Genomic DNA, 19,362 nt, shown 5'->3' with positions numbered 1-19,362 from the left:
GGAGCTAATCCTGCTGTCCATTTTATCTTTTACTTTTTATTCTTCCTTCGTCAGAATAAAAAGTAAAAGGATGTCATTTCCATCAGGGCTAAAAAAAATCCGTTTCGAATTAAAAGAAACGGATTTAAAAATGGGGGCAATTTTTATATTATAATTCAAATAATAGGGTTAGAGATACATTGTTGTTTTTGGTATTAATTTGAGCTCCATCAGTAAATCCTTGTGCAAAGAAACCTTCATTGGAATCTCTCTTTGCATATGAATAAGATAAATCAACTTTGGTTGAACCAAAATTATAACCTAAGCCACCTGAATAACTAGTTAAATCTCCAATTGTAGAGGTGTTTTTATAAGGACTTTGGTCATGACGGTATCCTGCTCTAAGACTCAAAGCTTCGATTTTATATTCAGCACCAATTCGTAATTCACTAGTACTTGCTAAAGTTGCATTCATCTGACTATTTAAGCCTTGAAAATAAGAATCATTTTCGGGTTTAAATTTGGTGTTACTATAATCTTTCACAGCATAATCAATGCTTATTAACCCTGTTTTTCCAAAAATATAAGCAGTACTAAAAGTCCATTTACTTGGTGTTTGTAATTTGTATGGAGAGTAGTAATTAGTAACTTGAGGGTCAACAACATCGCTAGGAAGTTCTTCGACCGTATTAGCACTTACAGCAACAATTTTTTGTGAAAATTCATCACTTAATTTTAGCCAAGTTGGAGATTCATAAGAAAGACCTAATCGGAATTCATTAGTGACTTTAGCAATAGCACCTGCTTGAAATGAAAATCCGGTACCATAGGTGTATAAATCATTATTAAAACGTAATCTTGAAATTGTGTAATCTGAAGTTAATGGTGCATTATTATCTTCGTAAAAACTTGAAGATTGGTAATAATCAGTAAAATGAGAATTTAAGTTTATCCCTAAAAATAGTTTGTCTTTGTAAGAAGTTGCAGCATTGAAAGACAATTTCCCGTTAAATCCATTTTTAGTAATGTGATTTTCTTGGTAATAATTTCCGCCAGCTGGAACATTTGAGGTGTATAGTGTATTAGCTGCATTATTGTCTACAGGATTTATAATGTAGGCCTGATATCCCAAAAAAGCTTGTTGGGCTCCGTGATTCAAATCAGAATAATTAGAGTTTTGTAGAATATCTAAAGGAACACCATTAGCATATGCTAAAAAATAACCATCAATAGAATTTGTAGGGTTTACTCCAACTGAATATAATGAATTGTCAAAATTGTTAGTATTCTCATAGTTTATCGCTACCGAAAACTTTTTCCAATTGCTATTGGTGTTTTGGTTTTTAAAAACAAATACGCCACCTGCTTGATTAAGGTCAAATGAATTGTCTTTTTGAGTAGTTAAAGTCCCAAAGTAGTTAGAATTGTTTTTTGCATCAAAGTTACTTACGGTTGCAGCTATCTGATTGTTTGAAAAAACAGCTGATCCAGCAGGATTCACATTAATAGCTGACATATCTCCTCCAAGAGCACCAAAAGCGCCTCCCATAGCTCTAAAACGAGCGGTTCCATTCAAGTTGTCTTGCGAATAACGTACTGCATCTCCAATTTCTTGTGCCTGTGTTACTCCAAAAGTTAAACCTGTAAGTAGAATAAAAATATATTTTTTCATGTTGCGTAGTACTAAGTTTTTAAATAATTATGAAAGAAAAAGTGATGTTTTTTATCTTCTTCCTCCGCCACCAGATGATCTTCCACCACCACCGCTGCTTCCACCATAACTGCTTCCACTTGAACGACTGGTACTATAGCTGCTGTTTGAACTAGAATTATAGGACTGTCTTGAAGGGGTGTAGTTTTGATTGCGAGAGGTGTTTGAATTGTAGTCAGAACTTGTTCTCGTTCTTGTTGGGTTTGTATACGTGTTATTTCGAGATTGAAATCGATTATCGGTTCTTGAAAAATTAGGTGACGAATAAGTAGTATTAGAACTTCTTCTGTAATCCGTTTGAGAATTTCTATTGGTGTAACTTCTATTTACGCTAGCATTATTGGAGTAATTTGATCCTCTTCGGCTTGGATTATAAGAATAATTACCGTTGTAATAATAGTTATTGTATCCATAGTAAGGGTAATTCCATCCATAATAAGGAGAGCCCCATCCGTAGGATAGATACCCCCAGTTATATCCTGGGTATCCCCATCCATAATAAGGATAACCAAAACTATAACCATATCCACTATATCCATAATAAGGATATCTCCAACCAAATCCTAGTCCGTAACTAAGTCCCCAATTATCAGAGTATGTATTTATAGTTACTTGCTGAGGATTATTTCCCCAACCGCCATAGTTAGAAATGGATTCAGGTATAGAGTCATTAGGAGTGTCATAAGAACTGTAATTGTCTACGTCAGTAAAAATTTCAGCTGGCTGATTTTGATTTTTTAAAGAATTGAAATAATCTCTATATTGATTAGGAGCCGTGTTTTCAATTTCTCTATGGTGTGCTCTGCCATTTGCATTGCCATATATTCCATCCGTGTCGTAATAGGAGATGTTTTGGTAAGATCCACATGATGTTATCAGGACACTTAAAAATCCAATTGAGGAGTAAAGAAGTGTTCTTTTTTGGAAAAAAATATTAGTTTTCATATCAGTAGGATTTTTTATTGTTGGACATTACAAAAATAGTTAGTTTTGCGAAACTATTTTAGTTAAAAAAAATAAAACAAAATTTGTGCCAAACTATAAAATATGAGTAAGAACCTTACTACAAGATCGGAAGATTATTCGAAATGGTATAATGAGCTAGTTGTAAAAGCTGATTTAGCCGAAAATTCAGGAGTTAGAGGCTGTATGGTTATCAAACCTTACGGATATGCAATATGGGAGAAAATGCAGGCAGAGCTAGATCGTATGTTTAAAGAAACAGGTCATCAAAATGCTTATTTTCCTTTATTTGTGCCAAAAAGCATGTTTGAGGCGGAAGAGAAAAATGCGGAAGGATTTGCTAAAGAATGTGCTATTGTTACGCATTACAGACTAAAAAATGATCCAGATAAACCTGGAAAGTTAATGGTGGATCCTAATGCTAAATTAGAAGAAGAATTAATAGTTCGTCCTACAAGTGAAGCTATTATTTGGTCTACATACAAAGGTTGGGTTCAATCCTATAGAGATTTACCGTTATTGATAAATCAATGGGCTAATGTGGTTCGTTGGGAAATGAGAACAAGATTGTTCTTGCGTACAGCGGAATTTTTGTGGCAAGAAGGGCATACGGCTCACGCAACAAAAAAAGAAGCCGTTGAGGAATCAGAGAAAATGATGAATGTTTATGCGGAGTTTGTCGAAAATTTTATGGCTATTCCAGTTATAAAAGGATTGAAAACCGAAACAGAACGTTTTGCAGGAGCTGAAGAAACCTATTGCATTGAAGCTTTGATGCAAGATGGAAAAGCATTACAAGCAGGGACATCACACTTTTTAGGACAGAACTTTGCGAAAGCATTTGATGTTAAATTTGCTAATTCTGAAGGAAAACAAGAACATGTTTGGGGTACTTCATGGGGAGTTTCTACCAGATTAATGGGAGCTCTTGTTATGACGCATTCAGATGATAAAGGATTGGTTTTGCCTCCTAATTTAGCGCCAATTCAAGTTGTTATTGTTCCTATTTATAAAACAGATGAGCAATTAGCGGAGATTACAAATGAAGTGAATACTTTAATTGCGTCTTTACGAAAATTACGCATTTCAGTAAAATATGATGATAGAACTACACAAAAGCCAGGTTTTAAATTTGCAGAATGGGAATTGAAAGGTGTGCCAGTTCGAATTGCAGTTGGACCAAAAGATTTAGAAAACGGAACTTTTGAAGTTGCAAGAAGAGATACTTTGACAAAAGAAGTGGTTTCAAAAGAATCAATTGTTGCTTATACTAATGATTTATTAGAGCAAATTCAAAGTGAAATGTTTGATAAAGCTTTAGATTATCGTCAAAACCATATTACGGAAGTAAATAGTTTTGAGGAATTTAAAACAGTTCTCGATACAAAAGGAGGTTTTATATCCGCGCATTGGGATGGGACTGCAGCTACAGAAGAAAGAATAAAGGATTTGACTAAAGCAACCATTAGATGTATCCCTTTAGACCGTGTTGAAGAGGCGGGAAGCTGTGTTTTTACAGGGGAAAAGTCGGTAGGAAGAGTGTTGTTTGCGAAGGCATATTAATTTTTTTTTATTTTTTTAATACCAGCTATTGTACGTTTCAAAAATAGTTGTATTTTTGCATCCGCATTAGAGAAGCAGGGCCCGTTCGTCTATCGGTTAGGACGCATGGTTTTCATCCATGTAAGAGCGGTTCGATTCCGCTACGGGCTACAAATTCTTTTATTGCGAATAAAGTCATCCCAAACTCATTGGGAAAATGGCCCGTTCGTCTATCGGTTAGGACGCATGGTTTTCATCCATGTAAGAGCGGTTCGATTCCGCTACGGGCTACAAAATTCAATTTTAAATTGAAAACTAACTTAGGAGGATACTGGTCCGTTCGTCTAGGGGTTAGGACGCCAAGATTTCGTCTTGGTAACAGGGGTTCGATTCCCTTACGGACTACAACAAAATAATAAAAGATAAAAAAATAATAAAATGGCAAATCATAAGTCAGCATTAAAGAGAATTAGAAGTAACGAAAAAAGAAGAGTATTAAATAGATACCAACACAAAACTACTCGTAATGCTATCAAAGCGTTAAGAATAGCTACTGATAAAGCTGATGCTACATCTAAGTTGTCTAATGTAATCTCTATGATTGATAAATTAGCTAAAAAGAATATCATTCATGATAACAAAGCTTCTAACTTAAAATCTAAGTTAACTAAGCACGTTGCTAAATTGTAATATAATACAATTATAAAATATAAAAAAAGCCTTCAGTTTTGAAGGCTTTTTTTATGCGTTGTTGTTTCTTTGTTTTGTGTTTAAGAAAGCTTATTTGTTAAGTATTCAAGCATGGAATGACTGATTGGCTTTGATAGAAAATCTATTACCACAGGATAGGTTTTTGCTTTTTCTAAATCTTGAGGGTCTATAGTTGACGACAGTATAATGACCTTTGTTGATTTAAATTCCGAAAATTCATCGCTATTAAAGAGATCTAAAAATTCCCAACCTCCCATAACAGGCATGTTTAAGTCTAAAAAAATAAGTTGAGGGCTCTTAGAGAGGCTGTCTGTTTTGTTGTATTTTAACGTATTAAAATAAGCTAGAGCTTCTTCACCATTTTGAGCTGTTATTATTTCTTGTGCGAAGGATAATTTTGATATCACTTTTTTGCATAACATAAGAGTTATTGGATCGTCATCTACGCATAGAATTATATCAAACATATTATTTGTTTTTAAATGTTAATGTAAAAGCAGTTCCCTTGTTGACCTCGCTTTCAATACTTATAGTTCCTCCCATAGTTTCAACTTGTGATTTTACAAGGTAAAGTCCTAATCCTTTGCTGTCGGGGTAATTATGGAATCGTTGGTAAAGTCCAAAGACTTTGTCTTTATTTCTTTCTAAATCAATTCCAATTCCATTGTCCTTAAAGCTAAGCTCAACTTGATCGTCAACTTGATTGGCGTGAATTGTTATTTTTAGTTTTCTGTTTTCAGAGCGGTATTTTATAGCGTTCGTTAGTAAATTCAGAAGTATACTTTCAATGTATGCTTTGTTTATATTAATGATAGAAACATTGTCAAAGTTTATTTTGATGATAGGTTTGAATAATTCTATTTGAAAACTAAGCTGGCTAAAAACATTTTCAAAAACTTCTTTAAGTAAAATTTCTTCTTTTTTGATAGAAGGGTTGTCTTTAATGATGATAACTTTTACCAAGTCATTTATTGTCTCGTTTAATAAGTGAGTTGATTTGTTGAAGCCGTCAAGTATTTCTTGAAGCTCGTCATTTTCAATAGGTATGTCTTCAATAAGATTTAATAATCCGGTAAGATTTGATAACGGAGCTCTAAGATTGTGTGATGTAATGTAAGAGAATTGTTTTAAATCTTTATTGTTTTGTGTTAACTCTCTGATGAGTTGCTCTTTTTCTTTTTCTTGTTTTTTATCTACTGAAATATCTCTTTGAATTGAAATCCAGTGCGACAGTTCATTTTCAATATTGTATATAGGTATCATAGAGAGTCGAACCCAATATTCTTCCTTATTTTTTTTGTAGCTAATAGTTTCTAATAAACATTCTTCTTTATGTTCGATGGCGTTTAATAGCTTTTGGAGCTCATTTGTGTCTGAGTTTTCTCCATTAAAGATATTAAGAGATTTTCCAACTATTTCTTCGGATGCATATCCTGACATAGAAGAAAATGCCGGATTTACATATATTATATTTGGAATTTTACCTTCATTTGAATTCGCTTCGGTAATTACTATAGAGTCCTTAGATTGTGTAATTACGGTTTCAAGGAGTTTAAGCCTTTGTTCTTCTTCTTTTTGTTTGGTAATGTCTTGAATTGCTCCAATCATTCTTATGGCCTTTCCGTTTTCGTCTTTTAACAAAAATCCTCTATCTAAAACATATTTATAAGAGTTGTCTGCGCATCTAAAACGATACTGATCTTGCCATTTTTCTGTTTTTTGTTCAATAAAGGAATAGAGTTTTATAGACATTTTGATACTGTCTTCTGGATGTATTTTGTCAAACCACCATTGAGAGCTGTTTCCTACTTCGTATTCTTTGTATCCAAAAACGCTTTCAATTCCTTTGTTCCAAGAAATTTGGTCTTCTTGAATTTTCCAATCCCAAATAGTGTCACTAGTTGCTTTTGCTACAATGTCATATTTTTCATTCGATTCTTTGATTTCGTCATTTGTTTTCTTTAATTTTTTGAAAATAGAAATATTTTTTTGATCATTCTTAGAAAGAATGTATCGGAATAATAATCCTGATAAAACAATGAATACAATATCTTTTATAAAGTTGAAAAAATAAAAATCAGAAGTAGAGGTGTATTTTTGTAATAATTTATGGCTGATAATAGCCACAAATAGGGAAATAAGGATATAAATTATAGATATTTGATTGGTCTTATTTTTCATTAATCAAATATAATTAATTATTATATATTATTCAAGTCTTATTTTTTAAAGCACTGTTTTTAAAGATTATTTAGGCGTCTAAATAGTTAACAATATGTAAACTATTATATAAAGATTTTTTATATCAAAATAAAGTGTACCTTTGCACCCACAAAAAATCTCAGATGGAATCTATTAGAAACATTGCAATTATTGCCCACGTCGATCACGGTAAAACCACTTTGGTTGATAAAATTATGTATCACTGTCAATTATTTCGTGACAACGAAAACACAGGTGACCTAATTCTTGATAACAACGACTTAGAGCGTGAAAGAGGTATTACTATTACTTCTAAAAATGTTTCTGTAGTATACAAAGGAACAAAAATTAATATTATCGATACTCCTGGTCACGCCGATTTTGGTGGTGAAGTTGAGCGTGTATTGAATATGGCTGATGGAGTTTGTCTATTAGTTGATGCTTTTGAGGGCCCAATGCCACAAACGCGTTTCGTACTGCAAAAAGCTATTGATTTAGGTTTAAAACCTTGTGTTGTTATCAATAAAGTTGATAAAGAAAACTGTACTCCTGAGGAAGTTCATGAAAAAGTTTTTGACTTAATGTTTGAATTAGGTGCTGAAGAATGGCAGTTGGATTTCCCAACAGTTTATGGTTCTGCTAAAAACAACTGGATGTCTGATCATTGGGAAAACGTAACGGATAATGTTGAAGCATTATTGGATATGGTCGTTGAAAATGTACCTGCTCCTAAAGTTTCTGAAGGAACACCACAAATGCTAATTACTTCTTTAGATTTCTCTGCTTTTACAGGTCGTATTGCTATTGGTCGTCTTGAAAGAGGAGTTCTTAACGAAGGTATGCCAATCTCATTAGTAAAAAGAGATGGTACAATATCTAAATCCCGTATCAAAGAACTTCATACTTTTGAAGGACTTGGTCGTAAAAAAGTACAACAAGTTATTGCAGGTGATATTTGCGCTATTATTGGTGTTGAAGGATTTGAAATTGGTGATACTATTGCTGATTTTGAAAATCCAGAAGGTTTAAAAACTATTGATATTGACGAGCCTACGATGAGTATGTTGTTTACTATCAATGACTCTCCTTTCTTTGGTAAAGAAGGTAAATTTGTAACTTCTCGTCATATTAGAGAAAGACTGATAAAAGAATTAGAGAAAAACTTAGCAATGAAATTGGGTGAAACTGATTCTGCTGATAAGTTTATGGTTTTTGGTCGTGGAGTACTTCACTTATCTGTTCTTATTGAAACAATGAGAAGAGAAGGGTATGAGTTACAAATTGGTCAGCCACAAGTTATCATCAAAGAAATTGATGGTAAAAAATGTGAACCAATTGAGGAATTAACAATTGATTTACCAGAAACTCTTTCAGGTAGAGCGGTTGAGTTCGTTACATTGCGTAAAGGTGAAATGTTGAGTATGGAAACTAAAGGTGACCGTATGATTGTAAAATTTAATATTCCATCTCGTGGAATTATCGGATTGCGTAATCAACTGTTAACTGCTACTGCCGGTGAAGCAATTATGGCACACCGTTTTATAGGATACGAACCTTACAAAGGAGAAATTGCTGGACGTAACAAAGGTTCATTGATTTCTATGGAAAAAGGAAAGGCTATTCCTTATTCTATCGATAAATTGCAAGATCGTGGTAAGTTTTTTGTTGAACCAAATGCTGAAATTTACGAAGGTCAGGTAATTGGAGAAAACTCTCGTGGTGATGATATGTGTGTAAACGTAACTAAAGAGAAAAAACAATCTAACGTTCGTTCTTCAGGAAATGATGAAAAAGCAAGAATTATTCCACCGATTATTTTCTCTCTTGAAGAAGCTTTAGAGTACATTCAAAAAGATGAATATGTTGAGGTTACTCCAAAATCTATTCGTTTGAGAAAAATATATTTGACAGAAACAGATAGAAAAAGATTTAAATTCTAATTCTATTTTTATATTAGAAAAGCCATTCGAAAGAATGGCTTTTTTTATGTCTTTTTTTAATACAATTCTAAGGAAAATACAATCATTATTTTCAAGAATAGTTATTACCTAGTAAATGTGTCGAGCTTTTTAATGAGTCTTTTTTACATATTATTTCTTGCTCATCATAGCAACATTTATTAAAATCTATATAGGGGATAATTTTTTTTGATAATTTTTATCTCTTCAAACTGAAATGGCCTTTACTTTCTCTTCCTCCTTCTAATTTAACAGTATACCAATAATCATCAGATGGTAATGGGAATTTATTAAAAGTTCCGTCCCATCCAGATCCTGATGGAGATAATTGTTTAAGGAATTTCCCATATCTATCAAAAATATAAATCGAAGTAGTTTGATCGATAGTGGCATTTATACCCTTTATGTTCCAGTAGTCATTATAGCCATCTCCATTTGGAGTAAAAAAAGTAGGAGCTTGAAGTACAATTATTTGTTTTCTTACTTGACCACAACCTTGATTGTTTTCGATGATCAATTCATGGACGCCTCCTGGAATGTTCTCAAAAAATGGATAATCTTGAAGAACTGTTGCACTTCCATTTTGGAATTGAATCATGTATTTGTATTCATCTGGATTTATGACATCAACAAATACCTCGTTTTGAGGTTTTAAATCTTTTATTATGATATCATTTATTCTTGCTAAATAGGAAAGAGTAACTTCAAAATTTTCTACACTAGAACAATTTGATTTGTTTGTAACGGTCACATTATAATTACCTTCTTTATTGATAGATATTGAAGGGGTTGTTTCTCCTGTTGACCATAAATAGCTAAAGTCATTAATGAGTGCAGGAGGCAATATTCCCGGAGTTAAAACTATTGATAATTCTCCTTCACATAGAATTTTGTTTTCTAAGGTTTTTATTTTAGGTATTGGTTCTACAATTAGCTCCAGTTGTCCTGTTCCATAGCAGCCCTCACTATTTTCGGCTCTTATGAATATTATTTTAGAGCTTGAAGGATATTGTTGTTCTAGTTCGTTTATTCCAAGAGAAGCATCATTTTCATTAGCATAGAAAAACAAACGTACATCTGAAGGTAAGTTTAATTCGGCCTTTATTAGTTCTTTTTTTTGCTCTAAGTTGAATACAGCTTCCCCTTTATCAATATCACATCCGTGTAATGGACTTGGAGCTATTAAATTGTTTTTGTTAGCATGCAGAATGACGCTCCCGATGTTGCTACAGGATGCGTTATTTTGAATTACTTTCGCATATAATTGTTCGTCGGGAATGTTATTTTGATATATAATAGGTATTGAATTAGTGTTCGAAATATCAGCTTCTGCGTCATTAATACTGTGATAATAATATACTTCAAAATCTTTTTTGCCTAAACATATTGCTTCGTTTGCAAGAGATAAATTAAAAGTACTTAATCCATCAGTAGGTTGTGAATCTTGAGTGTCGCATTGTATTAATTTAAAAGGAGTACTTAAAACTTTTGGTGTATCATAGATAGTAATAGTTTTTTCTAATGGCTCCCTAAGTTCTCCGTTGACTGACTTTATAAGTGTAACTTTATAATCACCAGTATTTGCATAGGTATGATACGCATTTATGTCAGTAGATGTTGTTCCGTCACCAAAATCCCAAAGTACACTATCTATTTTTTCGGTGGTATTAATAAAAAAATGAGTAGCATCTCCTAAGCAATTAAATTCATAGCTAAAGCTGTAAAGAAAAAAAGAAGTTATAAAAGGAGGTAATCCTTTTTTTGCAATTTTTAATTTTAAATCAATAGCATTTTGGATGTAATTACAGCTAGTTCCATCTAGTTCAGGATTATTTATTACAGATAATTTGGTTGTATTTGCACTTGTATTAGGATATCCTGCTCTGTATATTTTTTCATCAATTGCAAGTTGTAAAGCGCCAGCTACATTAGTAGAGGAATTAACTATTTTTTTTGAGCCAATTATATTTGAATTTTTTAAATCAAACTGTAGTAATTCACTTCCAATAGTGAGCCCTTCATTATTGTATTTATTTAAAGTAACATAGATTTTTTTTGATTTGGCTGAAAATTCTAGTCCATAAGGATTTGAATTTTCAATTAATTTCATGCCATTTGATATTGTTCCAGTAATTGCATTGAAATCAAAAAGTAAAACATTTCCAGTATCTCTTATCACACTATTTTTTGGGCCTAATTCATTTGTTGATCTTGTTGATGAATTAGCCATAGCTAATTTTCTGCCATTTGGAGATACTTTTAAATAACCTATCGCATTATAATTATATCCACCAATCGGAATGTTAAACGAAGTGACTGTTTTAACGGGATTTTTATCAATACCTAATGTCCCAACCTTAAAAGAATAAAAAGTGTTTATGAAATGCGTAATTACCCAAAAGGAAACACCATCTCCATGTTGTACTGCGGTTACTTTTTCAGAACATTTAAATTTTACTTCTTCACTATCATTTTTATTGTAGGTTATGAGCGGAATGTTTTTTTCGGTGCTTACAATATCTCCCAATCCATTGTTTAGTCTTAAATCTACTAAAGAATAATTTAATCCATTATTAGGAGGGTCGACATCATTTATATTGTTATCATCTGCATTATAAGGATTTGGTTCATCAACAGTGAAAATATAATATAAATTAGGATTGTTTGGTCTAGGTACAATAATTGCAGATTGTGTGCTTGAGCGATGTCCTAATAGACCATTGCCATTGGGCATAACATTATGTGCTTTATCGTATACAATAGTTCCATCAGTATAAAAAAGCAAGTTCCCATTTTTATCAGAAATAGTAGTGCAACCTTCATCAGTTGATAATTGACCATTGGTTAACGCTACGGGACTGCCAGAATTAAAATCAAGTCCAGCATATTCTCCAAAATACCATATTGCCGCTTCTTTTTGTGCAAAAGTAGGTGCTGACAATAAAAAAAATAGACTGATAAAAAAAGGATTGATTTTCATATTTCTTGTAATGTTCAAATATAGTAAATGTAAACATCATAACGAAATACGATGATTTTGTTATTTTTTTATCGTTTTAAACTGAAATGGCCTTTGTATTCTTTAGTGCCTTCTAGATTTAATGTAAACCAATAGTCATCGGATGGTAAGTTTAAACCGTTAAAAGTGCCGTCCCATCCATCTCCAGATGGTAAAAGTTGTTTTAGAAGTTTTCCAAAACGATTGTATACAAATAGGGTAGTATTAGGGTATAAATCAAGATTGTTTATTTTCCAATAATCATTGTAATTATCTCCATTTGGAGTAAAAAATCTAGGATAATCAAGGACAGTAACAGGAAAGCTTAAGTATTCACACGTTTCTGAATTTTTTATATAGGCGTTATAATTCCCCATTGGAACATTTAAGAATAAAGGATTGACTTGATAATTCATTCCATCTAATGAAAACTCAAAATTACCTCCTCCGCTTGGGGGAATTAATTCTACTGAATTTTCATTACCTGAAAATTCAGTAATTATAGGCAATTTAGCGTTAGTTGAATTGATTTGAGTTCCTGAAAGTGTGTGAAGATTTATATTTAAGATGCGACTACAATCAAAAATGTTTTTCACTAATGCGTATACAGTTTGATCTGAAGTTGGTATTTTGTTATACAAATTAGGATTTAAAATCTGATTGGATAAAGTCTCACCAGTTTTTGTTTCATAATAGGCAGTAACATTTAGGTTTGTATCAATACTTTTAATGATTTCTTCTGCTGTTGTTAAATCAAAAACTGCTGTTTTATTTTCATCAAAAACACACTTTTGAAGATTTATATCAGTTGTTTTTATCTCTGAGGAATATTCAATTTTTATTTCGCCAAATGTAATACAGTCATTGCTATTTGTTACTTCAACGCTATAATTTCCAGCATTAGTAACTAATAATGAAGCACTAGTTTCACCTAAGATAGGTAATGAATTGCCGTTTTTAAACCATTTAAAGCTATAGGAAGGATCTGTTAAATTGGTGTTTATTAAAAAGGAATCGCCATAGCAAATAGGATTATTAGAAGTTAACAACCGATTAATTCCTAAATCTATTTTAGATAAAAAACTTCCTGCTTTCAAGAAAACTGCAGAATTCCAATATTTACTATCACTATCTGCAAGAACTAATTTAATATGGTATTTGTTGTTTGGAATTACAGTTGTTTGAGCGTTTAAAACTTTGGTTTGACCACTATAATTTATTGGGCTTGTATTTGTTGGATTTGTATTTAATTGGCCAAAAAACGCTTCGTTTTCAGAAACGCAACTTGTATTTATCCCAAACGAATCTGTATAACTAATAGTAGGGTGAATGGTGAAGGAAGAAACAGGAGTGTCATTTGGGAGTTTTGCAATATTAGTGTAAGGAGTATTTGGCGATACAGTTATGTCTTTTATTAAAAAAGCAAATCCATCGGAGTGTTTACAAGGGAAATCATATTGATACTCATTAGATGCAAATATATAATCAAAACTAATAAAACTAGAAGTGGGTACAAAGTCAAATTCTAAAGCTGTAGCGTTGTAAGTTGTATTAGAAACTAAACCTAATGCCGATTCTAAATCAGAATCGCCAGTCCATTCCGAATCACCTTTGTTAATTGATATAAAAGGCCCAACAGATTTTTCACTAGACCAAGTGCTCAGAACAATCCCCTCTGAGAAAGGGAAACTGCTTCTGTTTTGATTGAAAAAACCAAAACTATTGCTTGTCAGTGGACTAGTATCTCCAGAAATTTTCTCTCCACTTACAGTAACGCAGGAATTATTAGGTATTAATTCGGATACAAGTTCTTGCGCTGTTTTTGAATCATCTACAGTAATATATTGTGCCTGTACGACATAGAAATTACAGCACAAGAGAATATAAAATATTTTTTTTCCAAGAGATTTCATAGTTCACAAATATACTATAAATCTCTATTTTTAAGTAGTTTGATCGATAATGAAATAAAAATGAAAGTCCAGGTTAAAACGATTAAAATAGTAGAAAAATGAACATCATAATCTTTGATATTTTCAAGTCCTATTTGAGTGCCAATAGTTTTTACTAAAGATAGTCTTGAGAAAGGTTCAACAATTAAATTAGACATAGACTCTAAAGGGAAAAACGGTGTTATATAACTTGGAATATCGCTTTCGGGAAATATTTTGAAAGTTAGAATTCCTTTAGCTATACTTTCAATAATATTCCAAACCAAAAGAAAACCAAGTGCAAAAGCAGAACGTTTGACTAATATTCCTAAAAATAAACAGAACGAGAAAAAACCAACCAATTTTACAAAAAAGGCCAAAAGGTATTCTAAGTCAGAAAAAACAATACTAAATTCCGTGTAAGATGAAAAACTATACCCAAGAATTAGACTCATTAAGAACACAAACAGAGTGGTACAGAAGGCAAATAAAACCACGGTTAAAAATTTTGACAAAATAAATTCCTTCTTACTCATTCCGTCAATAAGATTCTGTTTTAAGGTTCCATAACTATATTCATTCGCCATCATAGAGACAATAACTATAGCCAAAAAGAACTTTAAAATAGCGGCAATATAGGTGTTAAAATGCCAAATAAAAGGGAAATTAAAAATTCCCATTTCAGCAAGATGAAATTTAAAAACACCAAGATCAAATTTTATTGATGCTATAAGTGCAATAAACGAAAGTAAAATAAAGTAGGTTAAAGTAAGTATTCTGCTTGCTTTGTTTAACCATATTTTTTGCAATTCTATAGAGAGTAATCGTTTCATGTTATTGTTTTGTGATTGAAATTAGTTTTGAAAAAACTTTTTTATTTATGGTTCGTCAATTCTAAAAATTGTTCTTCAAGGCTGTTTTTTCTTTTTACAAGATGACTTACGCTAATGTTTTTTTCAAAAAGAAACCGGTTTAAATCCGTTGCTTCTAGTGGGCTTTTCAAATAGACTAAAACTTTATCATCCTCTTTTTTGACTTTTTCAACTGCAGGATGTGTTTTTAAGACTTCAATTAAATGTTCAAGGTTGGTGGCTTGTAATTCGAAAAACCCTTCATTTGCGGTCATTCCGTCAACTAAACCGGAATATAAAATCAGGCCTTTTCTTAAAATCAAGACATGAGAGCATATTTTTTCTACTTCGTCTAATAAATGAGATGCTAATAAAATAGTAGTTCCGTTAGCGGCTACTTGTTTTATGATATCTCGAATTTGATGAATTCCTTGAGGATCTAAACCATTTGTAGGCTCATCAAGAATCAAAATTTCAGGGTCATTTAGTAGAGCAGAAGCAATAGCTAAACGTTGTTTCATCCCTAAAGAAAAAGTACTGAATTTACTTGATTTCCGATCATTAAGTCCTACTAGACTTAGTTTTTCATCTATTTTAATGTACTCAATTCCTTTTATTTTACAAACTAACTTCAGATTTTCCTCTGCAGTCATGTAAGGATAAAAATTGGGTCTTTCAATAATGGCACCAACCTTTTTTAAGGCTTCATGGGTTTGCATTTGCCCGTTAAACCAACTATATTTTCCAGATGTTTTATTGACTACATTAAGGACAATTCCTAGCGTAGTGGATTTACCACTTCCGTTAGGCCCCAAAATTCCATAAACATGTCCTTTTTTTATTTCGAATGAGACATCTTTTAGGGCTTGGATGCGACCATACCTTTTATTAAGATTCTGAATTGTAAGTATTGTTTCCAAAGAGTCTGTTTTTTGATTTTAGATAAGACGAACAAGATAGTATTTTGTTACTGTCCAATTATTATTTAACGTAAATTTGCATATAAAATGTACCCAAATGAGCAGTGAACCTTTAATGATTTTTAAAAAACCGTCGTATCCTATAAATCCATTGCTTTTAGATTATTTAGAGCGATTTGACCGCATTTCAAAAGTACCTATTTCTTACGATGATTTGTTGCGTTTTTCAGGTTCAATAAATGTGTACGATAAAAATGAACATGATACGCTTTGGATTCGGGTATATTATAATGAATTCGAAAGAAATGAAATTGATTTAACGCTAAAAAAAATATATTCATTATTGCATTCAGATGGTAATCTTGGAATTATCAAGTTTTTGAATGTCGATTCAATTGATTACTGCACATTTGGTAATTCAAAACCATTTAGAATAAAAGTAAGAAATATTTTAAATGATAATTACACTCATTTTTATGTTAAAAAAGCAGATGCTTCCCGAGTTTACGGCTTAGAATTAGAACATATTTTGTCGCCAGATAAAATAAACTTTTTAGTTTATGGAGATACCTTGATTGAAGAACATATTATGGGAATTGCCGGAGATGTCTTCATTAAGGAATATTTGAAAGATTGTAGCGAAACCGAAAAATCTCAAATTGCCAAGGAGTTTGTCAAGTTTAATGAGCGAAGTATGATTCGGTTGCTGGGAGATATGCGTGCTTACAATTATGTGATTGTCCCGATTCATGATTTTGACCAAGTAGTTTATAGAATTCGAGCAATTGATTTTGATCAACAATGCTATGAAGGTAATTTTAAAGTCTATAGACCGCAGTTTTTTAAAGAAAATTATCCAATGGTTAAATTGGTTAAAGATAAACTTCAAACCAGTTCAATTGAACAATATAAAGACGAAGAAAGGGCAGTTCTTGCTAAAAGAATAATTTCGGCTGAAAATAGGATTAAGCGATTAATGAAAATTATGGGTACTGATGTTATTTCTACAGATGAGCATTTAGAGCAGCTGAAATTAGAATTGTATCGCTATACGAATGATTTGAATTTTAAAAAAGCAAAATCTATGGGAAATATTATGAGCGCAGCATTTGAGTTTATTACGCGTAATTTCAAAAACACCAATTTATTTAGCAATGGAATTTAATTTCTAAATATATAATGAAGTAGGGTGCCCCGGTGAAAAATTATTGCAGTTTTTCAATAAGCCCTATTTCAGAGTTTAAAACACCTTTTCTGGATCTGTATTTTTGTTTCAACAGAATTATCGATTGTATCAGGAGAAATAGTAGCATCTTTTCAAGTGTTATTAAATTAATAGTTTTGATAGTGAGCTGTTCATTGTTTAAACAGAATGGAGTTTCTTTTTATAAAATCCAATTAGTGTTTCGTTAATTTCCTTCAATTCTGGGGTTAAAGATGTTATTTCCCCTTTTTCATTATTTGTTAATTCCAGTTTACAAACCGTGCATTTATATTCTTTGAAATGATCAGTTACATTTCGAGTTTTTATAAATCGATGCCCAAATAATGAACACAAAAGCTTTTTATTGAGAAATTTTCTTTTTATTTCAATTGTGTTCATATAATTTGGAGCATTTAGATTTGGGACAGTAAATTTAATCCAAAAAACGTTAAAGTGTATAATTTTATCGATAAAATGCGTATTTTTTATTTTTATATAAGATAATTATTACTATTTTAACATTTAATTTATTTGTAATTTTTCAATCGAACAGTCTTTATACAAAATAAAAAAATCTCATTTGGGATTAGCAAATGAGATTTTAGTATCTTGATTTTTAAACGTATATAAGATATGTTTATGATTTTTCTTCTTTATTGAAATAAACTAAATAGTAATACATTTGTTTCTCTTCATCCCAACCTTTTTCTACAAATTTCTCTGCACTTTCAGGATTAATGAAATCCATTTTTATTTGAATGTGAGTATCTAAATTGATAACATTTTTGATCGATTTTCTAGCATCCGAAACGGCAGCATTAGCAATCGGAAAAGAAGTTACATCTTCAATGCTGTATTTTTCTCCTTTGTCAACTTTGTAATTTTTGAATTCAGGAATCAAATCAGGATTGTCTAAGACTTCATTCAAGAAATTAGTTTCTTCAAATTGATCGTTTTTAGCAAAATAATTCACAGAACGATTCATAAACATAACTTCTTCTTTCTTGTCTTCGGCAGGAAAAACAACATCTTTAGCAAAGTTCTGACAGAATTTTAAATATTTTTTAGTGATAAAATTTTCGTCTTCAAAAGCATCTACTGATAAGAAATGTTCTAACCAATATCTAGCGTCATAACGGTTGCTATCAACAGTAAGGATTTTGTATCCTTCGTCTTTTTTATGATTAAAAATCAAACATCCTTTATCTAATTTATTCAAGCTTACTCCATGTTGTAAGATCATTTCTAGATGTGTTGTTTTTTCTTCAAATTGTAGAAAGTCAGCTTGAATCTCACTTTTGAAAACACCAATAGCATCAACCACATTGTTATCAATGTTTACATTAGTCAAATACGTGACATAAACTTCACCATTCTTTATGTGTGGATGATTTGATTGCTCAAATAAATGCTTTGTAATTTGTTTTGAAACCTCATGTAAACTATCTGGTTTGTCAAAAATTTGAGAAGCAAATTTATACATGTCATTATAATCCAAATCCACTTCATGAGCAAATTGGAAATAGTTTTCTTCTTTTTCTCTAAAGGGTCTTAGGAAAAATTCTTTCATCAGCGGCACAATTTCATCATTTAGATTAAATGGTTGCTCTGATAAGAAGATTGCTTCATTGCGGCTTTTATTTCCTACACGATGTATGGAAAGCGTTTCAATGTGGGTGTTGAATAAGTTAATCATGTTTGTTTTTTATTTTAGATAAGAGAGCCAAGATAAAAGACAGTTTTGAAGTCTTTCATCTTGGCTCTTTTCGTAATCTATTATTTTTTTAGTTCCAATTTTCTTCAAATCCGTAATCTTCAAAGCTATCATCGCCTTCAAACATATCTAGATCTTCCTCGTCTAAATCATCTTCAAATTCGCCATAGATATCGTCATGCATATCTGCTTCAAAGTTTTTCTCGATAGCTTCATCTGGCATTTCTCCGTGTGAGAAAAGAGTTTCAGGATAAATGTTACCAGCAACTTGCTCTTCTATTGCAGCTAGTTCTACAAGAAAAGTCCACATATTGATAAAATCATATACGTAAATAATCTTTGTATTTTCTTTGTCTAATATATCAGATAATGGATAATCACTCATAATTCTTTGTTCACCAGGAATGTCACCAGTGTCAAAAAGAGAAATTTCATCTTCTTGATTCCAAGTCTCATCACAAGTGTAAAAAGAAGCTACTTCCATTCCATCAAATCCAAAGGAATTAAAGATTGCATTGTGTAAATCTTCTAAAGTATCATCTTCAAGGATTGCAATGTCTCTAAAAACATCTTCTTCTGCGTCAAGAATGACTCTAAATTTGTAAACCATAATCTTTGCTTTTGCTTAAAGTGCAAATGTAAAATTTAATTTTGATTTAATTTTTCAGATTCTCGTTT

General features: G+C 31.7%; 14 protein-coding genes and 3 tRNA genes. 7 read left to right on the top strand and 10 right to left on the bottom strand.

Annotated features, from left to right (window positions below):
• Nucleotides 1–148: 148 nt before the first annotated feature.
• Together C8C88_RS01315 and C8C88_RS01310 are read right to left on the bottom strand one after the other, a co-directional pair.
• Entirely contained in the window at nucleotides 149–1,651 is a 1,503-nt protein-coding gene (locus C8C88_RS01315) for an OmpP1/FadL family transporter (protein WP_121336410.1), read from the bottom strand.
• A gap of 51 nt (nucleotides 1,652–1,702) precedes the next feature.
• Complete coding sequence (locus C8C88_RS01310; protein WP_121336409.1) at nucleotides 1,703–2,635, bottom strand: hypothetical protein; 933 nt, start codon at nucleotides 2,633–2,635, stop codon at nucleotides 1,703–1,705.
• Nucleotides 2,636–2,737: 102 nt separating this feature from the next.
• On the opposite strand from C8C88_RS01310, the gene proS reads away from it, so the two are divergent.
• From proS to rpsT, 5 genes are all read left to right on the top strand, one after another.
• Complete coding sequence (gene proS, locus C8C88_RS01305) at nucleotides 2,738–4,216, top strand: proline--tRNA ligase (protein ID WP_121336408.1); 1,479 nt, start codon at nucleotides 2,738–2,740, stop codon at nucleotides 4,214–4,216.
• 78 nt (nucleotides 4,217–4,294) lie between these two features.
• Nucleotides 4,295–4,366: transfer RNA gene (locus C8C88_RS01300), tRNA-Glu, on the top strand.
• 48 nt (nucleotides 4,367–4,414) lie between these two features.
• Nucleotides 4,415–4,486, top strand: a tRNA-Glu gene (locus C8C88_RS01295).
• A gap of 42 nt (nucleotides 4,487–4,528) precedes the next feature.
• A tRNA-Glu gene (locus tag C8C88_RS01290) sits at nucleotides 4,529–4,600 on the top strand.
• Nucleotides 4,601–4,633: 33 nt separating this feature from the next.
• A complete protein-coding gene (rpsT, locus tag C8C88_RS01285) occupies nucleotides 4,634–4,885 on the top strand; it encodes a 30S ribosomal protein S20 (protein ID WP_100429968.1) in 252 nt (83 codons plus the stop codon).
• 80 nt (nucleotides 4,886–4,965) lie between these two features.
• On the opposite strand, the gene C8C88_RS01280 is transcribed toward rpsT, so the two are convergent.
• Together C8C88_RS01280 and C8C88_RS01275 are read right to left on the bottom strand one after the other, a co-directional pair.
• Nucleotides 4,966–5,373, bottom strand: coding sequence for a response regulator (locus C8C88_RS01280; protein ID WP_121336407.1), 408 nt, complete (start codon nucleotides 5,371–5,373; stop codon nucleotides 4,966–4,968).
• Nucleotide 5,374: 1 nt separating this feature from the next.
• A complete protein-coding gene (locus C8C88_RS01275) occupies nucleotides 5,375–7,087 on the bottom strand; it encodes a PAS domain-containing protein (RefSeq protein WP_121336406.1) in 1,713 nt (570 codons plus the stop codon).
• A gap of 164 nt (nucleotides 7,088–7,251) precedes the next feature.
• Between C8C88_RS01275 and typA the strand changes: the two genes are divergently transcribed.
• Nucleotides 7,252–9,048, top strand: coding sequence for a translational GTPase TypA (typA, locus tag C8C88_RS01270; protein WP_121336405.1), 1,797 nt, complete (start codon nucleotides 7,252–7,254; stop codon nucleotides 9,046–9,048).
• Nucleotides 9,049–9,265: 217 nt separating this feature from the next.
• Here the strand turns inward: typA and C8C88_RS01265 are convergent, their stop codons facing one another.
• From C8C88_RS01265 to C8C88_RS01250, 4 genes are all read right to left on the bottom strand, one after another.
• Entirely contained in the window at nucleotides 9,266–12,046 is a 2,781-nt protein-coding gene (locus C8C88_RS01265) for a T9SS type B sorting domain-containing protein (protein ID WP_121336404.1), read from the bottom strand.
• A 68-nt stretch (nucleotides 12,047–12,114) separates the two neighbouring features.
• Nucleotides 12,115–13,977 (bottom strand): T9SS type B sorting domain-containing protein, encoded by a 1,863-nt coding sequence (locus C8C88_RS01260; RefSeq protein WP_121336403.1) that lies wholly within the window; start codon nucleotides 13,975–13,977, stop codon nucleotides 12,115–12,117.
• A gap of 14 nt (nucleotides 13,978–13,991) precedes the next feature.
• Nucleotides 13,992–14,828 (bottom strand): ABC transporter permease, encoded by an 837-nt coding sequence (locus C8C88_RS01255; RefSeq protein WP_121336402.1) that lies wholly within the window; start codon nucleotides 14,826–14,828, stop codon nucleotides 13,992–13,994.
• A gap of 41 nt (nucleotides 14,829–14,869) precedes the next feature.
• Nucleotides 14,870–15,766: an ABC transporter ATP-binding protein gene (locus C8C88_RS01250; protein WP_121336401.1), complete on the bottom strand. Its 897-nt coding sequence runs from the start codon at nucleotides 15,764–15,766 to the stop codon at nucleotides 14,870–14,872.
• Nucleotides 15,767–15,863: 97 nt separating this feature from the next.
• Here C8C88_RS01250 and C8C88_RS01245 point away from each other — a divergent pair, with 97 nt between their 5' ends.
• Entirely contained in the window at nucleotides 15,864–16,931 is a 1,068-nt protein-coding gene (locus C8C88_RS01245; protein WP_121336400.1) for a hypothetical protein, read from the top strand.
• 676 nt (nucleotides 16,932–17,607) lie between these two features.
• On the opposite strand, the gene C8C88_RS01235 is transcribed toward C8C88_RS01245, so the two are convergent.
• Nucleotides 17,608–18,666, bottom strand: coding sequence for a nucleoid-associated protein (locus C8C88_RS01235; protein ID WP_121336398.1), 1,059 nt, complete (start codon nucleotides 18,664–18,666; stop codon nucleotides 17,608–17,610).
• An 88-nt stretch (nucleotides 18,667–18,754) separates the two neighbouring features.
• Nucleotides 18,755–19,294, bottom strand: coding sequence for a hypothetical protein (locus C8C88_RS01230; RefSeq protein ID WP_121336397.1), 540 nt, complete (start codon nucleotides 19,292–19,294; stop codon nucleotides 18,755–18,757).
• Nucleotides 19,295–19,362 lie beyond the last annotated feature (68 nt).

The organism is Flavobacterium sp. 123 (genome assembly GCF_003634825.1).
Taxonomy (GTDB): domain Bacteria; phylum Bacteroidota; class Bacteroidia; order Flavobacteriales; family Flavobacteriaceae; genus Flavobacterium.
This window is presented reverse-complemented; position numbering and strand designations above follow the sequence as displayed.

What these genes read in the sequence shown, in the direction of transcription:
- C8C88_RS01260 (WP_121336403.1), bottom strand. Translation starts at nt 13,977, where the DNA reads ATGAAATCTCTTGGAAAAAAAATATTTTATATTCTCTTGTGCTGTAAT.
- C8C88_RS01265 (WP_121336404.1), bottom strand. Translation starts at nt 12,046, where the DNA reads ATGAAAATCAATCCTTTTTTTATCAGTCTATTTTTTTTATTGTCAGCA.
- C8C88_RS01310 (WP_121336409.1), bottom strand. Translation starts at nt 2,635, where the DNA reads ATGAAAACTAATATTTTTTTCCAAAAAAGAACACTTCTTTACTCCTCA.
- C8C88_RS01235 (WP_121336398.1), bottom strand. Translation starts at nt 18,666, where the DNA reads ATGATTAACTTATTCAACACCCACATTGAAACGCTTTCCATACATCGT.
- proS (WP_121336408.1), top strand. Translation starts at nt 2,738, where the DNA reads ATGAGTAAGAACCTTACTACAAGATCGGAAGATTATTCGAAATGGTAT.
- C8C88_RS01230 (WP_121336397.1), bottom strand. Translation starts at nt 19,294, where the DNA reads ATGGTTTACAAATTTAGAGTCATTCTTGACGCAGAAGAAGATGTTTTT.
- typA (WP_121336405.1), top strand. Translation starts at nt 7,252, where the DNA reads ATGGAATCTATTAGAAACATTGCAATTATTGCCCACGTCGATCACGGT.
- C8C88_RS01280 (WP_121336407.1), bottom strand. Translation starts at nt 5,373, where the DNA reads ATGTTTGATATAATTCTATGCGTAGATGACGATCCAATAACTCTTATG.
- rpsT (WP_100429968.1), top strand. Translation starts at nt 4,634, where the DNA reads ATGGCAAATCATAAGTCAGCATTAAAGAGAATTAGAAGTAACGAAAAA.
- C8C88_RS01275 (WP_121336406.1), bottom strand. Translation starts at nt 7,087, where the DNA reads ATGAAAAATAAGACCAATCAAATATCTATAATTTATATCCTTATTTCC.
- C8C88_RS01245 (WP_121336400.1), top strand. Translation starts at nt 15,864, where the DNA reads ATGAGCAGTGAACCTTTAATGATTTTTAAAAAACCGTCGTATCCTATA.
- C8C88_RS01315 (WP_121336410.1), bottom strand. Translation starts at nt 1,651, where the DNA reads ATGAAAAAATATATTTTTATTCTACTTACAGGTTTAACTTTTGGAGTA.
- C8C88_RS01255 (WP_121336402.1), bottom strand. Translation starts at nt 14,828, where the DNA reads ATGAAACGATTACTCTCTATAGAATTGCAAAAAATATGGTTAAACAAA.